Origin of the sequence: Kocuria palustris (assembly GCF_007666205.1) — a bacterium.
GTDB classification, from domain to species: Bacteria; Actinomycetota; Actinomycetes; order Actinomycetales; family Micrococcaceae; genus Kocuria; species Kocuria palustris_A.
The window spans coordinates 250,177-274,321 of the sequence record NZ_VDOR01000002.1 but is presented as its reverse complement, the minus strand read 5'-3'; the positions used below and the strand labels follow the sequence as shown (position 1 = coordinate 274,321).

The following is a 24,145-nucleotide window of genomic DNA, read 5'->3' as shown; positions in this document are numbered from 1 at the left end:
TCTACTTCGTCCGCGGCTTCTTCTGGGGCGCGTCGGGCGCGGTCCGCGGCGCCGACGGCGCGCGGTTGGAGGTCGACGGGGTGAGCGCATCCAGCAGGGCGATGATCCGGTCCTCCCACGTGCGGGCCGGACGGTCCGAGAGCTCGGTCATGATCTGCCCCGCGAAGCGCATCAGCGCCGGCACCGACATCCCCGTGGCCACCGCGGCCTTCATGATCCGCGGACGCCCGATCAGCTCGGCGAGCACCCGGCCCTGGGTGAAGTGCTCCCCCCACTCCTCGCGCACCCGCTGCGGGTACCGCGCGAGCACCAGATCGCGCTGGGCCGGGCCGTTGGCGCCGGCCGCCTCCACGATCTGCTCGGCGGCGAAGCGCGCCGACTGCATGGCGTTGGAGATCCCCTCGCCGTTGAAGGCGGAGACCAGCCCGGCCGAGTCGCCGAGCAGGAGCATTCCGGGCGTCCAGTGCGGGGCGCGGCTGAAGGCCATGGGCAGCGCCGCGGAGAGCACCCGGCCGCGCTGGTGCTCGGCGTCGAAGCACCATGCGGAGGGCATCGAGGCCGCCCAGCCCTGCAGGACGCGGCGGTAGTCGGTGCCGCGGAAGGCCGCCGAGGTGCTGAGCATGCCCAGACCGACGTTGGCGGTGCCGTCCCCGGCGCCGAAGACCCAGCCGTAGCCGGGCAGCAGGGAGCCCGAGGGGTCGGTGCCGTCGCGCAGCTCGAGCCAGCCCTCCATCCAGTCGATCTCCGAGCGCGGGGACTCGTAGTAGCCGCGCACGGCCACCCCCATCAGCCGGCGCGGGTCGCGATGCAGCCCTGCGCTGACGCCGGCCCGGGACGAGACGCCGTCGGCGGCCAGGACCAGATCGGCGGTGTGCTGCTCGGTCTCGCCCGTGCGGCGCCCGTCCTCCCCGACCACGGAGGCCTCGGCGCCGATCACGCGGCCGTCGTCGTCGCGGATCACCGAGGTGACGGAACGGCGCTCGTGCAGGGTCGCCCCGGCCTTCCGGGCATGCCGGGCGAGGTGCTCGTCGAAGCCCGCGCGCGAGCGCACCAGGCCGTAGGAGGGGAAGTCCGTGAGCTCCGGCCAGGGCACCTCGATCGAGCGCTCGCGGGCGCACAGGCGCAGGCCGCGGTTGGCCCGGTAGCCGTCATCCGGGCCGTGGGGCAGGCCCAGGAGCTGCATCTCGCGCACGGCGCGCGGGGTGAGGCCGTCGCCGCAGACCTTCTCCCGGGGGTGGGCGGTCTTCTCCAGGACGACGGCCTCGTGGCCGTGGGAGGCGAGCCAGTGCGCGGCGGTGCTGCCGGCCGGGCCGCCGCCGACGATCAGGACCTTCACGCCAGGTCGATGGAGGGGACGCCCCGGGCGGGCTCTGCCGGCTTCACCGCCCGGTGCAGCGCGACGATGCCGCCGGTGAGGTTGCGGTAGCGCACGTCCTGCCAGCCGACCTCGGCCAGGTGGGCCGCGAGCTGCTCCTGGTCGGGCCACGCGCGGATCGACTCGGCCAGGTACTCGTAGGCCTCCGGGTTGGAGGTCACCTTCTGCGCGATGCCGGGGATGGCCCGGACGAGGTACTCGCTGTAGACCTTGCGGAACGGCCCGAACGTGGGCGTGGAGAACTCGCAGATCACCAGGCGCCCGCCCGGCTTGGCCACGCGCAGCATCTCGAGCAGCGCCTGCCGGAACTCGGCGATGTTGCGCAGCCCGAACGAGATCGTGACGGCGTCGAAGGTCTCGTCGGCGAAGGGCAGGCGCGTGGCGTCGGCCTGGACGAAGTCGATCCTGGGGTGGCGCTCGCGGCCCACGCGCAGCATGCCCTCGGAGAGGTCGGCCGCGACCACGGTCGCGCCCGCCTCCATGAAGGGCTCCGACGAGGTGCCGGTGCCGGCGGCGACGTCGAGCACCTTCTCCCCGGGGGCCGCGCCGACGGCGGCGGTCACGGCTCGGCGCCATCCCCGGGTCTGGCCCAGGGCGAGGATGTCGTTGGCGAGGTCGTACCGCGGGGCCACCTCGTCGAACATGGAGGCGACGGCGTCGGTGCGCTTGGACAGGTCTGCACGGTTCACGGTCCCCATTGTGGCATCCGCCCGCGGACCCCTCCGCCCGGCGCCCCGGCCCGGCGCCCGCACTCCGAGCGGTCGCAGCCGGCCCGGGCGCGGGCGCGGCCTACACTGATCCGCGATGTCCGCGACCCCGACCGCCACCTCCACCGCCTCCCTCCGGCACAGCCTGACCGTGCCGCTCGGGGAGCTCTCCGATGTTCTGCCGGCCGAGCTGCTGGAGCGGCCCGACCTGCGGGCGCTGCTGGACGCCGAGTCCGTGACCTGCTGGACCACCCGCGGCCTGGGCCTGGTCGGCTTCGGCCGCGCGGCCTCGTTCGCCGCGGTCGGCGAGGACCGCTTCACCGCGGCCCGCGCCTGGTGGGACGACGTCGTCGAGGGGCTGTCGATCCGGGACCCGCTGCATCGCTCGGCCACGGGGCCCGTGGCCTTCGGCGCCTTCGCGTTCGCCCGCTCCTCGACGCGGCGCTCCGGACTCGTGGTCCCCGAGCTCGTGATCGGCCACGACGCCGACGGCGCCTGGGCGACCCTGGTGACGAGCGCGGAGGCCGCCCCGGGGGCCGACGACGTCGTGGCCGCGGCGCATCGCCTGCTGCCCGAGCCGCGGACCGCCCGAGGCTCCGGCGACGACCGGGCCCCGGCCGGCGACCCGGCGACCGCATCCCCCCGCGCCCTGGAGGATCCCGCCGCGCAGGCCCGCTGGACGGACGCGGTCTCCGCCGGCATCGAGGAGATCCGGGCCGGCGGCGTCGACAAGCTCGTGCTCGCCCGCGCGGTCCCCGTCGCGGCCCCGGAGGGCGCGAGGCTGGACCTGCCCCGTGCGCTGCGCCGCCTGGCCCACGACTACGAGCGCTGCTGGACGTACAGCGTCAACGTGCAGGACGACCGCGACCCCGCGGCGGGGCGGCTCTTCGGCGCCACCCCCGAGCGCCTCGTCCGGGTCCTGGACGGGGCGGTGCACGCCCGCGTGCTGGCCGGGACCGTGCCCCGCACCTCGTCGGGCCCCGCGACCGAGGCGGAGCGGGCCTGGGCCCGCGGGCGGCTCATGGACGATCCCAAGCAGCGCTCCGAGCACGAGTTCGCCATCGGCTCGTTCCTGGACGGGATCGCCGCGTACACGGATGCCGTCCGCTCGCCCTCGCAGCCCTATCTGCTCGAGCTGCCGAACGTGTGGCACCTGGCCTCGGACGTGACCTGCGATCTGCGCCGCGGTCCCGACGGCACCGTGCCCTCGGCCCTCGAGCTCGTGGAGGCCGTGCACCCGACGGCCGCCGTGTGCGGGACGCCGACCACCGCGGCTGCCGATGCGATCGCCCGCCTCGAGGGCCTGGACCGCGGCCTGTACGCGGGGCCCGTCGGGTGGGTGGACGCCCGCCGCAACGGCGACTTCGGCATCGCGCTGCGCGGCGGCGTCCAGGACGACGAGGCCACCGCCCGGGTCTTCGCCGGATGCGGCATCGTGAGCGCCTCGGACCCCGCGGAGGAGCTGGCCGAGACCCGGGCCAAGCTGCGCCCCGTCCTCGGGGCCCTCGGGGCCTCCTGAGGAGGCCGGACAGGCCGGGTCGAGCCGCCCGGGACGTGCCGGGACATGCCCGACCCACGGCATAACGTGACCCCAGCGGAATAATCGGCGGTCATTAATATTTTTAGAATCATTGTCGACACCTGGTGATTTCCCAGGCATTCCCCTCATATGAACCAGGTCACACCCCTGGCACCATCGTGTCACCCCGACGGGACCGCGTCCCGTCGGCACCCGGGCGGCCGTGCATCCCACCTGCCGCCCCGATACGACGGAGAGACCAGGGAGCCATGTCCACGACCCACACCCTCGCCACGGAGAACCGTGCCCTCGAGATGAAGACCGCCGTCTGGGTGGCCGCCATCGCCTCGACCGCGCTGATCTTCGACGGCTACGACCTCGTGGTGTACGGCACCGTGATGCCGACGCTCATGAACGACCCCTCCCAGATCGGCCAGCTGACCCCCGGCTCCGCCGGCGTCCTGGGCTCCCTCGCGCTGATCGGCGTGCTGCTGGGCTCCTTCGCCTCCGGCTTCATCGGCGACCGCCTGGGCCGCAAGAAGATGCTGATGATCGGCATCGCCTGGTTCTCGATCGGCATGGCGATCACCGCCCTGACCGGCACGGTCTTCGCCTTCGGGCTCATGCGCTTCATCACCGGCCTGGGCCTCGGGCTGGTCATCGCCACGGCGGGCCCGATCATGGCGGAGTTCGCTCCCAAGGACCGGCGCGGCGTGTTCAACGCCGTCGTCTACTCGGGCGTGCCCGCCGGCGGCATGTTCGCCTCCCTGTGCGGCATCTTCCTGGGCGAGCACATCGGCTGGCGGGGACTGTTCCTGATCGGCGCGACCCCGATCCTCTTCCTCCTCCCGCTGGCCGCGGCCAAGCTCCCCGAGTCCCCGCGCTGGCTGCTGGCCCGCGGCCACGAGCAGCGCGCGATCGAGATCGCCAACCGGACCGGCGTGCCCCTCCAGGAGGAGCTCATGGTCTCCCGCGCGGCGGCCGCTCCGGCCCGCACCGGCTACTCCACGCTGCTGACCAAGGAGTTCGGCCTGGCCACCCTGCTGATGGCCCTGATGTCCTTCGCCGGCCTGTTCCTGACCTACGGCATGAACACCTGGCTGCCGCGCATCATGGAGTCCTACGGCTACGGGGACCTCAAGCTGTGGTTCCCGTTCGTGCTCAACGGCGCCGCCGTGGTCGGCGGCATGATCGCCGCGAGCGCCGCGGATCGGCTGGGCAAGCCGCAGAACGTCATCGCCACGACCTTCGCCCTGGCCGCGATCTCCCTGGTGCTGGTGACCTTCCACTTCCCGCTGCCGCTGCTGTTCCTGTTCATCGCCGTGGCCGGCGTCGGCATCCTGGGCACCCAGGTCCTCGTCTACGGCTTCCAGGCCAACTACTACACGTCGAACGCCCGTGCCGCGGGTGTGGCGATGTGCGCCACGATCGGCCGCGCCGGCGGCGTCTTCGGGCCCATGGTCATCGGCTGGCTCGTGGCGGCGGGCCTGGGCGCCTCGCAGCAGTTCTACGTGTTCGCCGTGGTCGCCCTCCTCGGCGGCGTCGTCACCGTCCTGGTGCCGCGCAAGCACAACACCTACCTGATCGAGCGCCGCCTGCTCATCGACGGCGATGCCGACCAGGAGGAGGTCGAGGCCGCCCGCGCCGCCGCGGCCGAGTCCCCGATCGGGCAGGGCGACGCCCGAACCTCCGAGACCGGGCCCCGGCACAGCGCCTGACCCCTCGCACGATCCCGGGACGCACCCCGCAGGGAGCTCATCCGCGCACGGCGCGGGTGAGCTCCCTGCTCATGGCGCGCAGCCCGGTCCGCGTCGCCGACACGACCACCGCGCTGAGCCCCGGCTCGGGGTGCCGCAGGGCCTCCGCCAGCTCCAGGGGCGTGCGCACCGAGACCGCCGGGACGCCGTAGCCGGCGCACAGAGCGGAGATGTCCGCGGTCGGGGGCGTGCCGAAGAACCGCTCCACGGGATCCCGGTAGGCCGCGGACTCCCCCAGGGCCCCGTGCTCCAGGGTCGAGAAGATGCCTCCGCCCCGATCGTCCAGCACCACGAGCTGCAGCTCGGGGCGGCGCTCGGCGCGCAGCCCCAGCAGGGAGCCCGCGTCGTGCAGCAGCGTGAGGTCCCCCACGAGGGCGCGCACCGGCCTCCCCGTCGCCAGGGCCGCGCCGGAAGCGGTGGCCAGGAGCCCGTCGATCCCGGCGAGGCCGCGATTGGCCAGCACATCGACGCCCTCGGCCGGATCGGGGTCGGGGTCGCCCAGCAGGTCCAGGTCCCGGATGGGGTTCGACGAGCCCATCACGAGCAGACGCCCGTCGCTGCGGCACGCGGCCCACACGGCCCGGGCCGCGAGCGGCCCGGGGAGGCCGTCCGGATGCCGCGCGGCCTCCCGCTCGAGGGCCTCCGCGGCCCGGCGGGCTCCGTCGGAGCCGGCCGCGCGCCAGGCCTCGGTCCACTCCTGCGGAGCCCGCCCCGCGAAGGCCGCGGCCTCGGCCGCATCCGCGAGCTCCCGCTCGGGGCGCCGCCCCTCCTCGAACCACGGCACCGGACGCGGCCGCCATGCCGCGACCTCGACTCCCGGCCGCTTGAGCAGCGCCGCCACCGGACGGGACAGCGTGGGCCGGCCGACGAGCAGCACGCGCTCGATCCGCTGCCCGAGCGGCGTCTCGAGCAGGAGGCGGTACGGCCCCACGGCCGTCGGCCCGCGCCGGGCCTGGGAGGAGGGCTCCGCGAGCAGCGGAAGGCCCAGCGCCGCGGCCAGCTGGGCGGCCCCGGTCCCCGCTCCGTCGCCGGCCACGACCACGCTGCGGCGCGGCTCGACGATCCGGGCGAGCGGCTCCAGCTCGTCGTCGCGCAGCGCCGGGATCTCGACCGGCAGGCCGAGGGGAGGCTCCTCGGGCGCGGACTCGCGCACCGGGCCCTCCTGCCCCACCGCGGGGGCGGACCCCTGCGCAGCCGCCCGATCGGCCTCGTCCTGGTCGGCGGCGTCCGCAGGAGGCTCGGGCGGCTCGGGCTGCAGGGGGTCGCGCAGGGCGACGTTCAGGTGCACGGGCCCGGGCAGCGACTCCCCTCCCGCCTGCCCCCCGAGCGCCGCCAGGGCGGGCTCGAGCCGGCGCATGACCTCCCGGCGCAGGGCCTCGGGCTCCAGGCCCCGGTCCTCGACCACGAGATCGAGCTGCGCGCGCACGAACCCGGCGAAGATCCCGGGCTGGACGGTGGTCTGATTGGCACCGGTGCCGCGCAGCTCGGGCGGCCGGTCGGCCGTGATCGCCACGAGCGGCACCCCCGCGTGGTGGGCCTCCATGACGGCGGGCAGCAGGTTCCCGGCCGCGGTGCCCGAGGTCGTGACGACCGCGCTGGGCCGTCCCGTGGCCCGGGCCGCCCCCAGGGCGTGGAAGGCGCCCGAGCGCTCGTCCAGGCGCACGTGGACGCCCAGGGTTCGGCCGTCGCGCGCGGCGGCCTCGTAGGCGAAGGGGGCGGAGCGGGAGCCGGGGCACACGAAGAGCTCGCGCAGCCCGCGCTGCTCGAGCGCATCCAGGACGACGGCGGCGGTCAGCAGAGCATCGGAGGTCACCCGGTCACCCTACTGACCGACCGGGCCCGGCCGCCGCGTGGCCGCCGAGTCGGCCTCGCCCCCCATGCGGCCGGCGACGAGCCGCCCCGGCCGGGCACGGACAACGGAGGGCGCCCCGCCGCGCCGCCTCGGGGACGGTGCGGCGGGGCGCCGGACAGCATGCGATCAGCGCCGCAGCGGCGCGATCGGCGGCGCGTCAGTCGGTGTAGGAGCGACGGGCGCGGCGGGCCTTGTCCCGCAGGTCCTTGGTGGACCGGCCCTTGTAGCCCGACTGCTCGATGCCGCGAGCGGACTTCCGCTCGCGCGCCAGCTCCTTGCCGCGGCCGAACTGGCCCTTGCCCTTGCCGGTCGAGAAGACCTGCACGACCGCCGGACGGGACAGGGCGAACTTGCCCTCGCCCTGCTGGGTCGGCAGCACGTAGTCCGGGAAGTAGGACCGCGGCTGCTCGAAGGTGCCGTCCTCGCCCGGGTGCTGGACGGCGACGTAGGCCATCTGCTCCTTGTCGTGGATGACCGGTCCGCAGGTCTCGGCGTCCTGCGGGACGGCCAGGAACTGCTCGACCAGACCGCGCTCGGAGCCCTCCAGGCCCACGCGGAACAGGCCGTCGTTGTAGCCGATCGTGCCGGGGGCGCCGTCGGTGGAGATCCACAGGTGGCCCTCCGAGTCGAAGGCCACGTTGTCCGGGCAGGAGATCGGCGAGACCCGATCCGCGGGGAAGCCCGCGAAGTAGGTCGAGGAGTTGGTCGAGGGATCGCCGCAGACCAGAAGGATCGACCAGCTGAAGGTCGTGCCCGCGGAGTTCGCGGTGTCCTCGGTCAGCTCGATGACGTGGCCGTCGCGGTTGTTGGAGCGGGGGTTGGCCTCGTCGGCCCCGGCCTTGCCCGGCATGCCGCGCTCGGTGTTGTTGGTGCACGCGACGTACACCTTGCCGGTGTGCGGGTTCGGCTCGACGTCCTCGGGGCGGTCCATCTTGGTCGCGCCGACCTTGTCGCCGGCCAGGCGGGTGAAGACCAGGACCTCCTCGACGGACATGCCCTCGACCTTCGACGTCCCGCCGACGACCAGGGGCAGCCACTCGCCCTTGCCGTCGAACGCGCCGTCGGCCGGGACCTTGCCCGAGCCGTCGATCTCCTTCTCGGAGTCGCCGGTGAACTTCGCGACGTACAGGTCGCCCTCGGACAGCAGCGTCATGTTGTGGCGGCGGTCGCCCTGCTTGTACTTCTTCGCGGAGACGAACTTGTACAGGTAGTCGAAGCGCTGGTCGTCGCCGGAGTAGGCCACGACCGTGCCGTCGGCGGCCACGTGGACGTTGGCGCCCTCGTGCTTGAAGCGGCCCATCGAGGTGTGCTTGACCGGCGTGGAGGACGGATCGGACGGGTCGATCTCCACGATCCAGCCGAAGCGGTTGATCTCGTTCTCGTAGCCGTCGTTGTTGCCGTCCCAGCGGGGGTCCACGAGATCCCAGCGGCGCGAGGTCGGCTCGGTGCCGATGCCGTAGCGCTTCGCCTCGGGGGAGGGAGCGGCGGTGAGGACGTTGTTGATGTTCTCCTCGCCGGAGAGCACGGTGCCCCATGGGGTCACGCCGCCGGCGCAGTTGTTCTGCGTGCCCAGCACGAGCTTGCCCGTGGGGTCCGCGACGGTCTTGAGCAGGTCCGAGCCGGCGGCGGGGCCGTCGACGGCGAACGGCGTGTCGGCCGTGATGCGGCGGTTGCGGCGCCCGCCCACGACGTAGGTCCAGGGCTGGCCCGGTGCGCTGCGCTCGATCTCGACGACGGCCATGCCGTGGGCGGCGATGCCGACGGCGGCGGTGCGCGCGAGGTCGTTCTCGCGCTGGTCCGCCGGGAACATGGTGTTCTCGTTGGTGTACTCGTGATTGCACACGAGGACGCCGGTGCGGCCGCCGCGGTCCGGCATGATGTCGAGGTAGTCGTTGTTGAAGCCGAACTGCCGCTTCTGCGCCTCGTAGGTCTGGTTCTGCGGGTCGAACTGCGGCGAGTCCGCGAACAGCGGATCGCCCCAGCGGATGATCGGCGACCAGTCGAAGCCCTCGGGCACGGTGACGTCGTCGACCGCGGCGTCGACCGGCGCGATCGGCGCGAAGTCCATCCGGCCGCCGCGCTCGCCCCAGTAGGCGAACGTCGCCTCGGCGCGGGTCCCGGTGGCGACGACGCCGACCGACACCGCAGCCGCGGCCCCCAGGCCCAGGGCCGAGCGGCGGGACAGGGCGGTCGAGGCGACCTCGCGGAACGAGACGTTGTCGGACTGGTTGCAGTCGGGCGAGGCGCAGGCCGAGCCGCACTTCAGCGCGCAGGTCAGCGGGCTGCGCTTCCCGTTGGTGTGGCCCAGCATGGGCAGGAGCTGATGACGCATGATTCCCCTCTCATGGTCCCCGCCCGTCACAGGCGGGGCTGTCCTTCGACTGCCCCAGGTAACGCGCTCCATGTGAGGGGACGGGTGCGCGCGGGGGAACGCCGGATGAACAGGCCGCCGACGCGGGGAAAAGAGCAGATGAGCCTGCCCGAATGCCGGCGGAGGGCATTCCGATCAGGGGCGATGCACTTGTGCATCGGAGATGCCTGCCGTGCAGCCGGGCCGCGCGGCGCAGCCACCAGCGCTCGCGCTCCGGGTCCGCCCGGCGGCTGCGCAGCAGCTCCGGATCGACCTCGAGGTCCTCGACGGGCAGCTCCCCGCCCCGCGGCACGAGCGGCCTGCGGGAGACGTCGGCCCCCAGCAGGGCTCCCGTGCCCAGCCCGCACGCGTACGGCAGCTCGGGCAGCGCCGCCGCCAGGGCGACCCCCGCGCGCAGCCCGACGCTCGTGTCGAGGGCCGAGCTCACGACGGCGGGCAGACCGGCCTGCTCGACCACCGCCAGCGCCCGGCGGACGCCGCCCAGCGGGGCCGCCTTGACCACGACCAGATCCGCTGCCTCCGCCCGGGCCACGGCCAGGGGGTCCTCGGCCTTGCGCACCGACTCGTCGGCTGCGATGGGCAGCGGCTCCCCCCGCTCGCGCAGACCCGCTCGCACCGCGGCCAGGCCCTCGATCCCCGGACTCGGCTGCTCCGCGTACTCGAGCCCGTGGCGCGACAGCCTCGCCAGCGCCTCGACCGCCCGCTCGGGAGCCCACCCGGCGTTGGCATCCACCCGCAGCGCCGCGTCGGGCAGCGCCGCGCGGGCGGCGGCCACGCGGGCGTCGTCGTCGGCCAGGGTCTGCCCCTTCTCGGCGACCTTGATCTTCACCGCGCGGATGCCGTCGCCGTAGCGGGCCAGCACGCGCGGCACCTCCTCGGCGGGCACGGCCGGCAGCGTGGCGTTGACGGGGACGCTGCGCCGCCGCGGGGCCGGCAGCCCCGTCCAGCCGGCCTCCAGGGCGGCTCGCCACCACGCCAGCGACTCGGCGTCGTCGTACTCGGGGAAGGCGCCGAACTCCGCCCATCCGCGGGGGCCGCGCATCAGCAGAGCCTCCCTGCGCTCGAGGCCGCGGAACCGCGCGGTCATGGGCAGGTCCACGACGACGGCCTCGGCCAGCACCTCCTCGAGCGAGGGCAGCGGGCGCGGGAGATCGCTGAAGGCCAGGGGCGGGGCGTTCGAGGGCATGCCCCCACCCTAGATCCGCCCGCTGCGCCCCTCCGCCCTCGTCAGCCGGCGCCCAGTCAGCGGCGGGGGACCTCCCAGCCAGGGCCCCCGGACTGCGGGAATCCGAGGTCCCGTCCCAGGATCCGCGAAGGCTCCGGTGACACACTGAGGCCTTCCGAGGCCGCCGGCCGCGCATCCGCGGCCGGCGGCAGAGTCGATCAGGGGACCACGAGCGTGACGTACATTCCGGCCGAGGACGATCCGCAGCGGGGGCGCGGCGAGGCCGTCTCCTCCGCGGGACGCCCTCACCGCCCGCGCGACGAGCGGCGCGGCTCCTCCGCGACGCGGGTCCTGCCCGTCGCGGACGCAGCCCGGCTGCCGCAGCACGGGGCCGCAGACGACGGGCGCCCCGCCTGGGCGCCGCAGCCGGAGCGCCGCGGCTCGCACGTCGAGCCCATGGGCCCGGCGCAGCACGCGCCGCTGCGGCCCCGGCCGAGCGGGCCGGCGCGGGGCCTCGACGCCCGCTCGAGCTACCCCGGCCAGGCCGTCTACCACTACGGCGGCGGGTCCCGGCCGGAGCGTCGCCGCGATCTGAGCCTCGGCATCGCCGTCGCGCACCTGATCCGCGCGGGTCTGCTCTTCGCCCTGGCCGCGCTGCTGTCCTGGGCCGCGCTGCGGACCGTGAGCGGGCAGTGGGTGGACGAGGCCGCCCTGCAGCAGGCCGCAGCCGTCCACGACCGGCTCCCGGGCTCGGCGACCGGCCTGCTCGGCTCGGCGACCCTGCTCACGTGCCTGGCGGCGGGCGTCGTCGCCGTCGCCCTGGCCGCCGCGCACCGCCGCTGGGTCCCCCTGGTCGTGGCCCTGTGCACGGCGGTCCCCGCGCTGCTGAGCGTGCAGGTCCTCAAGCACGGCCTGCTCGACAAGACCGCCTACGGCATCCAGGATGCCGCCCAGAACTCGCTGCCCTCGGGGCACACGGCCGCTGCGGCGGCGGCCGCGGCCGTCGTCGTGATGGTGGCCCCGGCCCGCACCCGGAAGCTCTGGGCGCTGCTGGGGACCCTGGCCGTCACCGCCGCCGGGGTCGGCACCGTCATCAACGGGTGGCACCGCCCCACGGATGCCGCGGTCTCCGTGCTCATCGTGGCCGGCTGGTTCGTGCTCGGCTCGCTGCTGCTGCGCGCCCTCGTGCCGGCCGAGCCGTGGGTGCCGCAGCGCGGGCTCACCCTGCTGCTGCTGACCCTGGCCGGGATCGGGCTGACCGCGCTCGCGCTCACCGCGCAGCAGACGGTGCCCGCCCCGGGTCTCGCCCTGGCCTTCGGAGCGCTGGCGGTGCTGACGGTCAGTCTGTTCTCGGCGCACCAGTTGGTGCGCGCGATGCGTCCGCGGCGTCGATGACGGAGAGCCGGTCCAGCAGGATGCGCGAGGCGGCCGCCCCGTAGGGCAGCTGGTACAGCGCGGCGGTGACCGGACCGGCGGCGGAGGCCTGGCCGGGCCGCTCCGGGACCGGCGGCGACTCCAGGCGCCGGATCGCCGAGGCCATGGTCGCGGCCATCTCGCGCACCGCCGGTCGGGTGACCGGCGACCCGTGGCCGGGGACGATCACCGCGTAGCGCTCCAGATCGGCGAGCTGCTCGAGCGCCCGCACCCACTCCCGGGGATAGGAGTCGTCGAAGGCGGGATCCGCGCCCTGCTCCACGACGTCGCCGGCGAAGAGGACCTCGTCCACTCCGGCGAGGACGTCGTTGTCGGTGTGGGCCCGGCCCATCGAGAAGACCACGACCTGCCGCCCGCCGAGGTCGATCCGGCTCAGGGCGGGGCGCAGCCCCGTGCCCGGCAGATGCCGCTGGGGCACCACGAGCCGGGTTCCCAGGCCCTTGCCCTCGCCCATCTCGGGCTCCAGCACGCCCACGAACGAGCGCTGGTAGTCGCCGTGGGCCCCGATCGCCGCGGCCGCGTCCCGGTGGGACCAGAACTCGGTCACGCCCGCGCGCTCGAACACCGCATTGCCCATGAAGTGGTCGTAGTGGGCGTGGGTGTTCAGCACGATCAGCGGCAGGTCCGTCACGGAGCGCACGGCCTCCAGGATCTCCTGGCCCTGGCGCGGCCCCGCGCCCGTGTCGATCACGAGAGCGCGCGAGGAGCCCACGACCAGGCCGGAGTTCAGGCGCCAGTTCTCCGTGGTGATGACGTGGACGTCGTCGCCGACTTCGCTCAGGGTGCTCACGGGCCCAGGGTACGGGCCGGGGCCGGCCGTGGCCTACGGTGGTCGCCATGGTGGACCTCGCAGCCGGGCGCTACGCCCCCTCCCCCTCGGGCGATCTGCATCTGGGCAACCTGCGCACGGCCGTGCTGGCCTGGGCCTTCGCCCGCTCGGAGGGGCGGCGCTTCGTGGTGCGCATCGAGGACCTCGACCGGGTCCGGGAGGGCGCGGCGCGGCGCCAGCTCGACGATCTCGCGGCGGTGGGCCTCGACTGGGAGCACCCCGAGCTCGTGCAGTCCGGGCGCATCCCGGCGCATCTGGAGGCGGTGCGCGAGCTGCAGGAGCGCGGCCTGGTCTACGAGTGCTTCTGCACGCGCCGGGAGATCCGCCAGGAGATCGCATCGGCCGGCGGCGCGCCCCACGGGGCGCCGGGCGCCTACCCCGGCACGTGCCGGCACCTCACCGAGCGGCAGAGGGCCCGACAGCGCGAGCAGCGGCCCGCCGCGCTGAGGCTGCGCGCCCAGGCGGGCTCGGCGACCGTGCACGACCGCCTGCTGGGCGAGCACACGGGCGCCGTCGACGACTTCGTGCTGGTCCGCGGCGACGGCCGTCCCGCCTACAACCTGGCCGTGGTCGTCGACGACGCCCATCAGGGCGTGGACCAGGTGGTCCGCGGCGACGACCTCCTCTCCTCCGCCCCGCGGCAGGCCCACCTGGCCGGCCTGCTCGGTCTGCCCGAGCCCGAGTGGATCCACGTGCCGCTCGTGCTGAACCCGGACGGGGACCGGCTGGCCAAGCGCGACGGCGCGGTGAGCCTGGCCGATCTCGGCTGGCTCGGGATCGGCCCGGGCGAGGCCATGGGCCTGATCGGGGCCTCCCTGGGCCTCGGCGAGGGCATCCGCTCGGCCGCCGAGGTCCTGGAGCGCTTCGACGAGGTCCGGCTCGATCAGGGGCCCTGGGTCTTCGATCCCCCGCAGCGAGCCGGGGACTCGGACTGAGCGCGCGGACCGGGCGCCTGTGCGTCGCCCCGGTGCGACCTGCACGGAACCTGTCAAGCGCGTCATCCGCCCAGGTCGCGGCGGAGGTTCGAGAGTGTTTCATGCCACTTCCGGGGCACCCTCCCGTACTGTTGGCTCGTTTGCCCGCGCATCGATCGCCCTGAGGGGTGCTCGCCCGCGGGCCGGGCCGTGCGCAGCGCGACCCGACGAGATGTCAGCACCACCGCCGGGACCGGGCGCCGGTCCCGCTTCCTGCCTCCCTCGACCACGACCACGACCCGGGCTGGGCGATCGCCGCGGCCCGGACCGAGAGGAACCCCATGATCGAATCAGGTTCGGGCTTCTGGTGGATGATGGCCGCCATCGCCCTGTACTTCTTGGCGATGATCGGCATCGGCCTCTGGGCGTCCGCGCGCACCAACGACAAGGACGACTACATGATCGGCGGGCGCGACCTGCCCGCCCCCGTCGCCGCGCTGTCCGCCGGCGCCTCCGACATGTCGGGCTGGCTGCTCATGGGCCTGCCCGGCGCCCTCTACATCGGCGGCATGGCCCAGGCCTGGATCGCCATCGGCCTGACCCTGGGCGCATGGGTGAACTGGAAGATCGTCGCCCCGCGCCTGCGCCTGTTCACCGAGCAGTACGGCAATGCGATCACCCTGCCGTCGTTCTTCGGCAACCGCCTCGTGCGCGGCGGCCGGATGCTGCGCGTGGTCTCCGGGCTCGTCATCCTCATCTTCTTCACGTTCTACATCTCCTCCGGCATGGTCGCCGGCGGCAACTTCGCCGCCGCGGCGTTCGGGGCGGCCCTCGAGGACAGCTTCGGCTGGTCGAACAGCCAGACGTACCTGATCGGCATGCTCATCATCGCGGGCGTGACGATCCTCTACACCCTGGTCGGAGGCTTCCTGGGCGCCAGCTTCACCGACTTCGTCCAGGGCACGCTGATGTTCCTGGCGCTGCTCGCGGTGCCCCTCGTGACGCTGTTCATCGCCGGCGGGCCGTCGAACATCGTCCAGAGCGTGTCCGAGGTCAAGCCCGGCGCCTGGAACCTCTTCGACATCGGCGCGGCCGGCGGTCTCATCGGCGTCATCTCCCTGTTCGCGTGGTTCCTCGGCTACTTCGGCCAGCCGCACATCCTCGTGCGCTTCATGGCCCTGCGCAGCCACCACGAGGCCGTCGCCGGCCGCCGCTGGAACATCGTCTGGATGGCCCTGTGCGTCATCGGCGCGATCCTCACCGCGCTGTTCGCCCTGCCCCTGGTGGACCGCGGGCGGCTGAGCCTGACCAATTCCGAGACGGCCGAGACGGTGTTCCTGGACGCGGCCATCGGCCTGTTCCCGGCGTTCCTGGCCGGGCTCGTGCTGGCCGCCGTGCTCGCGGCGATCATGTCCACGCTGTCCTCCCAGCTCGTGGTCACCGCCTCGGCCTTCGTCGAGGACCTCATGCTGCTCATCCGGCGGCGCCCCCTGACCGGCAGCTCGTCGCTGTGGGTCTCCCGGGCCGCCGTGTTCGTCGTGGCGCTCGTCGCCGCGCTGATGGCGCTGAACCCGTCCGAGTCGATCCTCGCCCTCGTGGGCTTCGCGTGGGCCGGCTTCGGCGCCGCGTTCGGCCCGATCGTGCTGCTGTCGCTGTACTGGAAGAAGCTCACGGGCTACGGCGCCACGGCGGCCATGGTCGTCGGCGCGGCCGTCGTGCTGATCTGGCCCTCGACCCCCTGGGCGGATCTCTACGAGATCATCCCGGGCTTCCTGGCCGCCCTGATCGTGGCCGTGGTGGTCTCGCTGGCCACCTACCGCAGCGAGCCGGGGATCGACGACCACTTCGACGCCGCCGTGGCCCGCTCCCGCGAGGGGCTGCCGGAGGACGACTCCGCCCTGTCGCAGCCGCGGCCGGCCGGCGCCCCCTCGGCCGGGACCGCGGCCCCGCAGTCCGCGGCACAGGGCTCCGCCCCGGCCGGCGGCTCGACGGCCCGCGGCTCGACGGCTCACGGCTCCGCCGACGCGGCTCCGTGGACGCAGCGCGACTGATCCGCGCAGCCTGAGCTGAGCGCGCGAGGGGCCCGGGGCGGCATCGGCCGCCCCGGGCCCCTCCGCGTCCGCCCGCTCCACCGGGCGGCGGCGCTCACCCGCGGCGTCGGGTCCTCGCCGTCGCCTGGGCGCTCCAGGGGTCCTCGGGCCACGGGTGCTTCGGGTAGCGGCCGCGCATCTCGGCGCGGACCTCGCGGTACGGCCCGGACCAGAACGAGGCCAGGTCCGCGGTGATGGCCAGCTCCCGCCCGGCCGGCGAGAGCAGGTGGAAGAGCACGGGCAGGCGCCCGTCGAGCAGCCGCGGCGATTCCGCCAGCCCGAAGCACTCCTGGAGCTTCACCCGCACGATCGGCTGCGGGACCTGACCGCGCCCGCCGCCGGCGTGCTCCTCCGCATCGCTGAGCGCGACCTCGGGCTGCTCCCACCGCTGCGGCCAGATCAGCCGGTGCGAGGCCCCGGAGGGCACCGTCAGGCGCTGCGGGGCGAGCTCGTCGAGACGAGAGGCCTCCGGCCAGGGCAGCAGGCGGCGCAGGGCGGAGGCCGTGTCGATCGAGCGCACCGAGGCCCCGCGGGCCAGGGCGTCGAGCTCGGGCCCGAGCCACACCTGCGCCCGGCCCGCCAGGGACTCGTCGTCCATGGCGGGCCAGGGCGCCCCGAGGTGCCGGTGGCAGGCCGCCAGACGGGCGCGCAGCTGCGCGGCCGGATCGGGCCACGCGAGCAGCTCGAGTCCCTGCTCCTCGAGGGCGCGCCGGATCGCGGGGGCCGCCTGCTGGGGCGAGGGACGAGCCGGCGTCGCGCTGAGCTCGATCGCCCCGATCGATTCCACGTCGCGCGCCCTGGCCCGGCCGTCGACGAAGCGCACCGACAGCTCCCGCCGATGCAGCGAGCCGGCCGCCTGCTCCGCCGTCTCCCGCTCCAGGCCCGCGGCCGAGCGGATGAGTGCGCCTGTCCCGGCCGCGGCGGCGGCCTGCGAGCGGGTGATGTCGGCGACCGCGAGCCACTGCTCGTGCGCCAGCGGCGACCCGGCCGGCAGCCCCGCACGGGTCCCCGAGGCCAGCAGCCACTGCTCCCCCGCCCGGTCCATCCGGCGGGCGATCCGGTCCGGGAAGGCCAGTCCCACGACGAGTCCCGCCTCGTCGCGCGCCGAGCCGATGCCGGGCTCCGGCCGCTCCGTGTCGGCTGGGGCGCGGGACGCCCCGCCGCGCTCGGAGTCGTCGGCGCCGTGGTCGCCGCCGGGGGCCCCGGCCAGCGAGCGCAGCCGTCGCGCCTCGGCCCTCCAGCGCCCGGCCGCCGGGTGGTCGCCGCGGCGCAGCCGGGACAGCAGGCGGACGAGATCGCCGTCGGGGGTGCGGATGTCGTCGGAGGCGGCGGCCACGACGTCGGCCGCGGACCGCGCGCCCGCCAGCGCCGCCCCGTCGAGCAGGGCCCTGCCCCAGCGCGGGTCGACGGGCAGCCCCGCCAGTCGCCGCCCCGTGCCCGTGGGGCGCAGCTCGTCGTCGAGGGCCTCGAGCGAGCGCAGCGTGCGATGCGCATCCGCCAGGGCCCGCGGGGCGGGCGGGTCCAGCAGGCTCATGCCCTCCCCGCCCGGCGTCCCCCAGCACGCCAGGACGAGGGCCGCCGACGTGAGGTCGGCGGTGCGGATCTCCGGGACCGAGCGCTCGGGCATCGCGGCCCACGTGGACTCGTCGTAGCAGCGCACGACCGTGCCCGGGCCCGTGCGCGCCGCGCGGCCGGCGCGCTGGCGCCCCGAGGCGCGGGAAGCGGAGACCGTGACGAGGCCCGACATCCGCCGCACGGCATCGCGGCGCGGCTCGCGGGAGAGCCCGGCGTCGACGACCAGCCGGACCCCGGGCACGGTGAGCGAGGACTCGGCCAGCGCGGTCGAGACCACGATGCGCGGCCCGTCCTCGGGCCCCCGGCCGGCGACGGCCCGGTCCTGCTCGGCGGCCGGGATCCTGCCGTGCAGCTCGAGGACCTCGGCCCGGGAGCTCTCCCGCAGGCGAGCGGCCACGTGGGCGACCTCCCCGGCGCCGGGCAGGAAGACCAGGGCGTCCAGCTCGGGATCCTGCGCCAGCCCGAGCCGATGCTCCTGCTCCGCGGTGCGCGCCACGTGGTCCAGGAACTCCCGGGACACGCCGCGCTCGTCGAGCCGGTGCCCGCGCCCGGGGGCCCAGCGGACCTCGAGGGGGTGCTCGACCGCCCGGCTGTCCACGATCGGCACGTCGGGCAGCCCCAGGGACTGCTCGATCAGCCCCGCGAACGACCCGGCGTCGAGGGTCGCCGACATGGCGATCAGGGCCACGTCCTCGCGCAGCTGGCGCAGCTCCAGGAGCATCCCCAGGAGCAGGTCGGTCTCCAGGCCGCGCTCGTGCACCTCGTCGAGCACGACGGCCGCCGTCCCGGGCAGCTCCGGATCCCGCAGCAGGCGCCCGACCAGCACGCCCGGGGTCACGAACTCCACCGCGGTGGCGCGGCCCGTCTCGCGCTCGCCGCGCACCGTCAGGCCGCTGAGCTCCCCCAGCCGGGTGCCGCTCAGGTGCGCCAGGCGCCGAGCCGCTGCCCGCGCCGCCACCCGGCGGGGCTGCACGACGACGATCCGGCGGTCCGGTCCCGCGTCGAGCGTCTGCGCGGCGGCAGGCGGGGCCAGGGTGGTCTTGCCCGTGCCGGGCGGCGCCTGCACGACCGCGATCCCGGGGCCGCGCAGAGCCTCCTGCAGCCGGGGCACGGCCTCGGCGAAGGGCAGGTGCGCCCCGAGGCGCTGCAGGTCGAGATCGGTCATGGGCTCCAGTCTCCCACCCGCATCGGGCGGGCCCGGGCCGGGGCGGTCGATGCGGGCGGCTCGTAGACTGCCCCGTGTGAACGACTCCTCCGCATCCCAGCTCCCCCCGCAGGTCTCCGAGATCTTCGACCCGGTGCAGTGGCGCACCGTCGAGGGCTTCGAGGACCTCGTCGACATCACCTACCACCGCGGCGTGAGCCGCGGCGAGGACGGCTCGATCGAGCGCGATCTGCCGTGGGTCCGGGTGGCCTTCGACCGCCCGGAGGTCCGCAACGCCTTCCGCCCCGGGACCGTCGACGAGCTCTACCGCGTGCTGGACCACGCGCGGATGAGCTCGGACGTCGGGGCCGTCGTCCTGACCGGCAACGGCCCCTCGGCCAAGGACGGCGGCTGGGCCTTCTGCTCGGGCGGCGACCAGCGCATCCGCGGGCGCGACGGCTACCGGTACGCCCAGGGCGAGACCGCCGAGTCGGTGGATCCGGCCCGCGCGGGCAGGCTGCACATCCTGGAGGTCCAGCGCCTCATCCGCACCATGCCCAAGCCGGTGATCGCCGCGGTCTCCGGCTGGGCCGCCGGCGGCGGGCACTCGCTGCACGTCGTGTGCGATCTGACCCTCGCCTCCGCCGAGCACGGCATGTTCAAGCAGACGGACGCCACCGTGGGCTCGTTCGACGCCGGCTACGGCTCCGCGCTGCTGGCGCGGCAGGTGGGGCAGAAGAACGCCCGGGAGATCTTCTTCCTGGCCAGGGAGCACACCGCCGAGGACATGCATCGCAGGGGGGCGGTCAACGAGGTCGTGCCCCACGCCGAGCTCGAGGCCACCGCGATCGAGTGGTGCCGCATGATCTGCGCACAGTCGCCCCAGGCGATCCGCATGCTCAAGTACGCGTTCAACCTGCCCGACGACGGCATGGTCGGCCAGCAGGTCTTCGCCGGAGAGGCGACGCGCCTGGCCTACATGACCGATGAGGCGGTCGAGGGACGCGACGCCTTCCTGGGCAAGCGGGATCCGGACTGGTCCGCGTTCCCGTACCACTTCTGATGCCGACGCCGCCCCCGGATGACGCGCGCGGCGCCGCCCTGCCCGGGAGCCCGGCTCCTGCGCCGCGCTCGGCCCGGCTGCCCGACGACGTCCTGGTCCTGGACGGGCCCGGCTCGGCGGCCGAGCCGGGCGGTCCCGCCGGTCTGCTGGAGCGCCTCGAGGGGGTGCTCTCGCGCCCGGGCCCGGCCGTCGTCGTGTCGACCTCGGGCTCGACCGGGCGCCCCAAGCGCACGGTGCTCACCTCGGAGTCGCTGCGGGCCTCGGGCGAGGCCACGGCCGCGCGGACCGGCGGGCACGGGCAGTGGTTGCTGTGCCTGCCCGCCCACTACGTGGCCGGGATCCAGGTGCTGGCCCGCTCCGCCCTGGCCGGCACCCGCCCGGTCGGGATGCCCGAGGGCAGCTTCGACCCGTCCGCGTTCGCGCGTGCGACGGCGGGCCTGGACGGCCCCGTCCGCCACGTCTCCCTCGTGCCGACCCAGTTGGCCCGGCTCGTCGAGGCCGCCGAGGCGCCGGGCGGCCACGAGGTCCGGACCGCCCTCGCCGCGTTCGACGCGGTGCTGCTCGGCGGCTCGGCGGCCTCCGCGCGGCTGCTCGAGCGCGCGCGGCGCCTCGGGGCCCGCGTGGTCACCACGTACGGCATGTCCGAGACCTGCGGCGGCTGCGTCTACGACGGCCGCCCGCTCGACGGGGTCGGGGTCCGGGTGGAGCCCGACGGGCCGCCGGAGGGCGAGCAGGCCCCCGGGCCGGAGGACGCGGCGGGGCGCATCTGGCTCGGCGGCGAGGTCGTCACCCCCGGCTATCTCGACGACGAGGCGCAGACGGCCCGGCACGTGCGCGTGATCGACGGCCGGCGCTGGTATCGCACGGATGACCTCGGGCGCTGGGACGGCTGTCGCCTGAGCGTGTCCGGGCGGGCCGACGACGTCGTCGTCACGGGCGGGATCAAGGTCTCGGCCGGCGTCGTGGCGCAGGAGCTGCTGCGTGATCCGGACGTGCGCGAGGCCGTCGTCCTGGGCTTGCCGGACCCGCGATGGGGCCAGGCGGTCGCCGCCCTCATCGTCCCCGAGCCCGGTCCCGGCGGCGATGCCGACGGCGATCCCGCGGCGGCCGGGGAGCTGACCGAGCGCCTGTCCGCGGCGGTGCGCGAGGCCCTGGGGGCGCCCGCCGTCCCCAAGCACTGGGAGCTCGCGCGGAAGCTGCCCCTGCTGCCCACCGGCAAGCCGGACCGCGCCGCGATCCGCGCGCTGCTCGAGCGCCGCAGGGGCTGAGCCGGCCGCCCCGGCCGCGGGGTCCGAGCCGTCGGCCGCTCATGAAATGATGGGCCGGTTCCCCGCCGTCCCGAGGAGGTCCTGACCGTGGCAACACCCGCCCAGTGGGTCGAGGGCGCGCGCCTGCGCACCCTGCCCATGGCCCTGGCGCCGGTCATCGCCGGCACCGCCGCCGCGCAGTCCCTCTGGGGCGCGGATCTCGTCCGGGCGGTGCTGGCCTTCCTGGTGGCCCTGCTGCTGCAGATCGGCGTCAACTACGCCAACGACTACTCCGACGGGATCAAGGGCACGGACGACGACCGCGTGGGCCCCATGCGCCTGGTCGGCTCAGGCGCGGCCACTGCCCGGGAGGTGCTCGCCGCGGCGCTGACGTGCTTCGGACTGGCCATGCTGGCGGGCCTCGTGCTGATCGCCCTGTCGGGCCAGTGGTGGTTCCTGGTGATCGGCGCCTCGGCCGTGCTCGCGGCGTGGGGCTACACGGGCGGGCCCTGGCCGTACGGCTACCGCGGCTTCGGCGACCTGGCGGTCTTCGTCTACTTCGGGCTCGTGGCCGTGCTCGGCACGACCCTCACCCAGGCCGGGGAGCTGAACCTGGAGGCCTGGATCGCCGCGGTGGCCACCGGCCTGTTCGCGTGCGCCCTGCTGATGGCCAACAACATCCGCGACATCCCGGGCGACCGCGAGGTCGGGAAGCTGACGCTGGCCGTGCGGATCGGCGATCGCTGGGCCCGCGTGGTCTTCGCGGCGGAGATCGGGCTGGCCTTCGCGCTGCACCTGTTCCTGCTGCCGGGCAATCCGTGGTTCCTGCTGGTGCTGCTGGCGGCCCCGCTCGGCGTGCTCGCCTCCCGCACGGTGCTGTGGGCGACCGAGCGCTCGGCGCTGATCCCCGTGCTCAAGCAGTGCGGGATCCTCAACCTCGTGTGGTCGCTGCTGTTCCTGGCCGCGGTGGTGCTGCACCAGGCGGTCTGAGACCCCGGTCGGCGCGTCGGTCAGCCCGTGCGGCGGCCGACCTCCGGTCGAGCGGGACGACGGGTCAGAGCAGCTCTTCGTCGTCCCTGCTGCGGCGGTAGGCCTCGGCCTCGGTGTCCTCCTCAGCCGAGTCGCGCAGCCGGTCGCGGCCCCTCGGCTTCGGGGAGCGGGAGACGGCGCGGTGCAGGTCCTCGCTCGCGGCGATGTGCAGCCGGGGGAAGAACAGGTAGCACACGGCGAAGGCCACGATCACGGCCGCGAGGCCCGAGAAGAGCAGGCCGAGGTCCAGTGCCATGAACAGCACGAACGCGAGGGCGAGGATGGCCAGGCGCAGGGCGGAGTACTTCAGGAAGCTCACCGCGACAGTCTAGGCCCCGCCCCTGGACGTCGGCTCAGGGCGCCGGCTCGGATGGGATCGGCCCTGGGCCGCGGGGATCCCGGGAGACGGGCCAGCGGTCGGTCCAGGCGCCGGGCTCGTCGGCCAGGGCGAGGATGTGCTCGGGGAACCTGCCGCTGAGGACCTCGGCCAGGGAGACCTCGTCGAGGACCCGGCGCATGGCGGCGCGCAGGGCGACCCAGACGACCGGCAGGTGCTCGGCCGGGCCGGCATAGGCCGTGTCGGACGGGCGCTGCCCCCGGACCCCGGTCAGCGGGCCCTCCACCGTGCGGATGACCGAGCCGATCATGATCTCGTCGGCCGCCGCCGCCAGCCGGTATCCGCCGGCGGCCCCGCGGCGGCTGACGACCAGCCCCCCGCGGCGCAGCTGCCCCAGGATGACCTCGAGGAACTTGGCCGGCAGCTCCTGGCGCTGGGCCAGCACCTGCGCGGGCACCGCCGCGGTCCCGTCCGCATGGGCCTCGGCGAGCATGAGCATGGCCCTGATCGCGTACTCGGCACGGGCGGAGATCTCCATGTGTCGATTGTTTCACGGTCTTTGACGACGGTCCCGGGGCCCTGTGACGCTCGGTCCGGCGCATTTCCCATCTTCCCCATGGGATTTGCCGGTTTCGCCGCGGTCACCCCGGCCGGCCGGCCTCCGGCCCCTCAGCCCGTCCTCGTCAGGAGAATCCCGTGCGCACTCTGGTCCTCATCGCCCTGGTGGGCCTGGCCGCCCAGCTCGTGGACGGCGGCCTCGGCATGGCCTACGGCGTCACGACCACGACGCTGCTGCTGATGATCGGCGCGAACCCGGCGGCCGCCTCGGCCACCGTCCATCTGGCGGAGGTCGGCACCACGCTCATCTCCGGTCTCTCGCACTGGCGCTTCGGCAACGTCGACCGGCGTGTGGTCCTCAGGATCGGCATCCCCGGGGCCGTCGGGGGCTTCCTCGGGGCGACCGTGCTGTCGAGCCTCGACGCCTCCGCAGCCAGGCCCCTCATGTCGACGGTGCTGCTGGCCCTGGGCGTCTACATCCTGCTGCGCTTCACCTTCAAGGGGCCGCGCCGGGACCGGCTGGGGCATCGGGTCCCCGCGAGCTTCCTCTCCCCGCTCGGCCTGTTCGCCGGCTTCATGGACGCGGCCGGGGGCGGCGGATGGGGCCCGGTCGGCACCCCGGCGCTGCTGGCCGACGGCCGCCTGGAGCCGCGCCGGGTCGTGGGCTCGGTGAACACCGCCGAGTTCATGGTCACGGTGGCCGCCTCGCTCGGCTTCCTGCTGTCGCTGGGCAGCCAGGGCATCGAGCTCACCTGGGTGCTGGCCCTGCTGATCGGCGGGGCGATCGCCGCCCCGATCGCCGCAGCGCTCGTGCGCTTCGTCCCGGCTCGCGTGCTCGGCCCCGCCGTCGGGGGCCTGATCGTGCTCACGAACGCCCGAACGCTCATGGGCCCGGAGGCGCTCGCGCTGCCCGCCCCCGCGGTCGAGGCCGCTCTTGCGGTCATCGCCGCTCTGTGGTGCGCCGCGGTCGTCTGGTCGATCATCGAGCACCGCAGGAGCCCGGAGGCAGCACACCGCCCGAGCGACGCGGACCATCCTGACCCCGCGGGGCCCGAGGGCGCCTCGGGGCCGGAGCGGACGCGCGGCGCCGGGAGCCCGGCGGAGGCCGCGGTCCCCGCGAGCGCGCAGCGCCTCGATGAGCCCGTGCGAGCCGCCCGTCGGTGACGTCCCCCGTCGCCG

At 75.0% G+C, this 24,145-nt stretch carries 17 protein-coding genes and 1 pseudogene; 9 read left to right on the top strand and 9 right to left on the bottom strand.

The window, feature by feature from the left end; translation table 11 throughout:
* Position 1 precedes the first annotated feature (1 nt).
* Positions 2–1,336 (bottom strand): geranylgeranyl reductase family protein, encoded by a 1,335-nt coding sequence (locus FSY66_RS03320; RefSeq protein WP_144791248.1) that lies wholly within the window; start codon positions 1,334–1,336, stop codon positions 2–4.
* The gene (locus tag FSY66_RS03315; RefSeq protein WP_144791246.1) at positions 1,333–2,064 is read right to left on the bottom strand and encodes a demethylmenaquinone methyltransferase; all 732 of its coding nucleotides are present in this window, start codon (positions 2,062–2,064) and stop codon (positions 1,333–1,335) included. The genes FSY66_RS03320 and FSY66_RS03315 overlap by 4 nt, the downstream gene beginning before the upstream one ends.
* 115 nt (positions 2,065–2,179) lie before the next feature.
* Here FSY66_RS03315 and FSY66_RS03310 point away from each other — a divergent pair, with 115 nt between their 5' ends.
* Together FSY66_RS03310 and FSY66_RS03305 are read left to right on the top strand one after the other, a co-directional pair.
* Complete coding sequence (locus tag FSY66_RS03310; protein ID WP_144791244.1) at positions 2,180–3,601, top strand: isochorismate synthase; 1,422 nt, start codon at positions 2,180–2,182, stop codon at positions 3,599–3,601.
* Between the two features lie 269 nt (positions 3,602–3,870).
* Positions 3,871–5,319: an MFS transporter gene (locus tag FSY66_RS03305; RefSeq protein ID WP_260853417.1), complete on the top strand. Its 1,449-nt coding sequence runs from the start codon at positions 3,871–3,873 to the stop codon at positions 5,317–5,319.
* Between the two features lie 37 nt (positions 5,320–5,356).
* On the opposite strand, the gene menD is transcribed toward FSY66_RS03305, so the two are convergent.
* The 3 genes and pseudogenes from menD to FSY66_RS03290 all read right to left on the bottom strand — a co-directional run.
* On the bottom strand, positions 5,357–7,171 hold the full coding sequence (gene menD, locus FSY66_RS03300; RefSeq protein ID WP_144791242.1) for a 2-succinyl-5-enolpyruvyl-6-hydroxy-3-cyclohexene-1-carboxylic-acid synthase: 1,815 nt from the start codon (positions 7,169–7,171) through the stop codon (positions 5,357–5,359).
* A gap of 196 nt (positions 7,172–7,367) precedes the next feature.
* On the bottom strand, positions 7,368–9,542 hold the full coding sequence (locus FSY66_RS03295) for a PhoX family protein (RefSeq protein ID WP_144791240.1): 2,175 nt from the start codon (positions 9,540–9,542) through the stop codon (positions 7,368–7,370).
* Positions 9,543–9,753: 211 nt separating this feature from the next.
* Positions 9,754–10,767, bottom strand: a pseudogene (locus FSY66_RS03290) (o-succinylbenzoate synthase); the annotation flags it as partial.
* 213 nt (positions 10,768–10,980) lie between these two features.
* Between FSY66_RS03290 and FSY66_RS03285 the strand changes: the two are divergent.
* Positions 10,981–12,141, top strand: coding sequence for a phosphatase PAP2 family protein (locus FSY66_RS03285; RefSeq protein ID WP_144791236.1), 1,161 nt, complete (start codon positions 10,981–10,983; stop codon positions 12,139–12,141).
* On the opposite strand, the gene FSY66_RS03280 is transcribed toward FSY66_RS03285, so the two are convergent.
* The gene (locus FSY66_RS03280; RefSeq protein WP_144791234.1) at positions 12,086–12,970 is read right to left on the bottom strand and encodes an MBL fold metallo-hydrolase; all 885 of its coding nucleotides are present in this window, start codon (positions 12,968–12,970) and stop codon (positions 12,086–12,088) included. The two genes, FSY66_RS03285 and FSY66_RS03280, sit on opposite strands and share 56 nt — an antisense overlap.
* 47 nt (positions 12,971–13,017) lie before the next feature.
* On the opposite strand from FSY66_RS03280, the gene gluQRS reads away from it, so the two are divergent.
* The gene (gene gluQRS, locus FSY66_RS03275; protein ID WP_186304380.1) at positions 13,018–13,944 is read left to right on the top strand and encodes a tRNA glutamyl-Q(34) synthetase GluQRS; all 927 of its coding nucleotides are present in this window, start codon (positions 13,018–13,020) and stop codon (positions 13,942–13,944) included.
* A 320-nt stretch (positions 13,945–14,264) separates the two neighbouring features.
* Positions 14,265–15,974 (top strand): sodium/proline symporter PutP, encoded by a 1,710-nt coding sequence (putP, locus tag FSY66_RS03270; RefSeq protein ID WP_260853416.1) that lies wholly within the window; start codon positions 14,265–14,267, stop codon positions 15,972–15,974.
* 94 nt (positions 15,975–16,068) lie between these two features.
* On the opposite strand, the gene hrpB is transcribed toward putP, so the two are convergent.
* A complete protein-coding gene (gene hrpB / locus FSY66_RS03265) occupies positions 16,069–18,753 on the bottom strand; it encodes an ATP-dependent helicase HrpB (protein ID WP_144791230.1) in 2,685 nt (894 codons plus the stop codon).
* Between the two features lie 49 nt (positions 18,754–18,802).
* On the opposite strand from hrpB, the gene FSY66_RS03260 reads away from it, so the two are divergent.
* From FSY66_RS03260 to FSY66_RS03250, 3 genes are all read left to right on the top strand, one after another.
* Positions 18,803–19,795: a 1,4-dihydroxy-2-naphthoyl-CoA synthase gene (locus FSY66_RS03260; protein ID WP_144791228.1), complete on the top strand. Its 993-nt coding sequence runs from the start codon at positions 18,803–18,805 to the stop codon at positions 19,793–19,795.
* The gene (locus FSY66_RS03255; RefSeq protein ID WP_144791226.1) at positions 19,795–21,063 is read left to right on the top strand and encodes an AMP-binding protein; all 1,269 of its coding nucleotides are present in this window, start codon (positions 19,795–19,797) and stop codon (positions 21,061–21,063) included. The genes FSY66_RS03260 and FSY66_RS03255 overlap by 1 nt, the downstream gene beginning before the upstream one ends.
* An 87-nt stretch (positions 21,064–21,150) precedes the next feature.
* Entirely contained in the window at positions 21,151–22,032 is an 882-nt protein-coding gene (locus tag FSY66_RS03250) for a 1,4-dihydroxy-2-naphthoate polyprenyltransferase (RefSeq protein ID WP_144791224.1), read from the top strand.
* Between the two features lie 64 nt (positions 22,033–22,096).
* Here FSY66_RS03250 and FSY66_RS03245 read toward each other — a convergent pair whose 3' ends face one another.
* A complete protein-coding gene (locus FSY66_RS03245) occupies positions 22,097–22,390 on the bottom strand; it encodes a DUF4229 domain-containing protein (protein ID WP_144791222.1) in 294 nt (97 codons plus the stop codon).
* Positions 22,391–22,424: 34 nt separating this feature from the next.
* Entirely contained in the window at positions 22,425–22,946 is a 522-nt protein-coding gene (locus FSY66_RS03240) for an RrF2 family transcriptional regulator (RefSeq protein ID WP_144791220.1), read from the bottom strand.
* Positions 22,947–23,104: 158 nt separating this feature from the next.
* On the opposite strand from FSY66_RS03240, the gene FSY66_RS03235 reads away from it, so the two are divergent.
* Complete coding sequence (locus FSY66_RS03235) at positions 23,105–24,130, top strand: sulfite exporter TauE/SafE family protein (protein WP_144791217.1); 1,026 nt, start codon at positions 23,105–23,107, stop codon at positions 24,128–24,130.
* The last annotated feature ends 15 nt before the right edge of the window (positions 24,131–24,145 follow it).

What these genes read in the sequence shown, in the direction of transcription:
- FSY66_RS03310 (WP_144791244.1), top strand. Translation starts at nt 2,180, where the DNA reads ATGTCCGCGACCCCGACCGCCACCTCCACCGCCTCCCTCCGGCACAGC.
- FSY66_RS03305 (WP_260853417.1), top strand. Translation starts at nt 3,871, where the DNA reads ATGTCCACGACCCACACCCTCGCCACGGAGAACCGTGCCCTCGAGATG.
- FSY66_RS03295 (WP_144791240.1), bottom strand. Translation starts at nt 9,542, where the DNA reads ATGCGTCATCAGCTCCTGCCCATGCTGGGCCACACCAACGGGAAGCGC.
- gluQRS (WP_186304380.1), top strand. Translation starts at nt 13,018, where the DNA reads ATGGTGGACCTCGCAGCCGGGCGCTACGCCCCCTCCCCCTCGGGCGAT.
- putP (WP_260853416.1), top strand. Translation starts at nt 14,265, where the DNA reads ATGATCGAATCAGGTTCGGGCTTCTGGTGGATGATGGCCGCCATCGCC.
- hrpB (WP_144791230.1), bottom strand. Translation starts at nt 18,753, where the DNA reads ATGACCGATCTCGACCTGCAGCGCCTCGGGGCGCACCTGCCCTTCGCC.
- FSY66_RS03260 (WP_144791228.1), top strand. Translation starts at nt 18,803, where the DNA reads ATGCGGGCGGCTCGTAGACTGCCCCGTGTGAACGACTCCTCCGCATCC.
- FSY66_RS03255 (WP_144791226.1), top strand. Translation starts at nt 19,795, where the DNA reads ATGCCGACGCCGCCCCCGGATGACGCGCGCGGCGCCGCCCTGCCCGGG.
- FSY66_RS03240 (WP_144791220.1), bottom strand. Translation starts at nt 22,946, where the DNA reads ATGGAGATCTCCGCCCGTGCCGAGTACGCGATCAGGGCCATGCTCATG.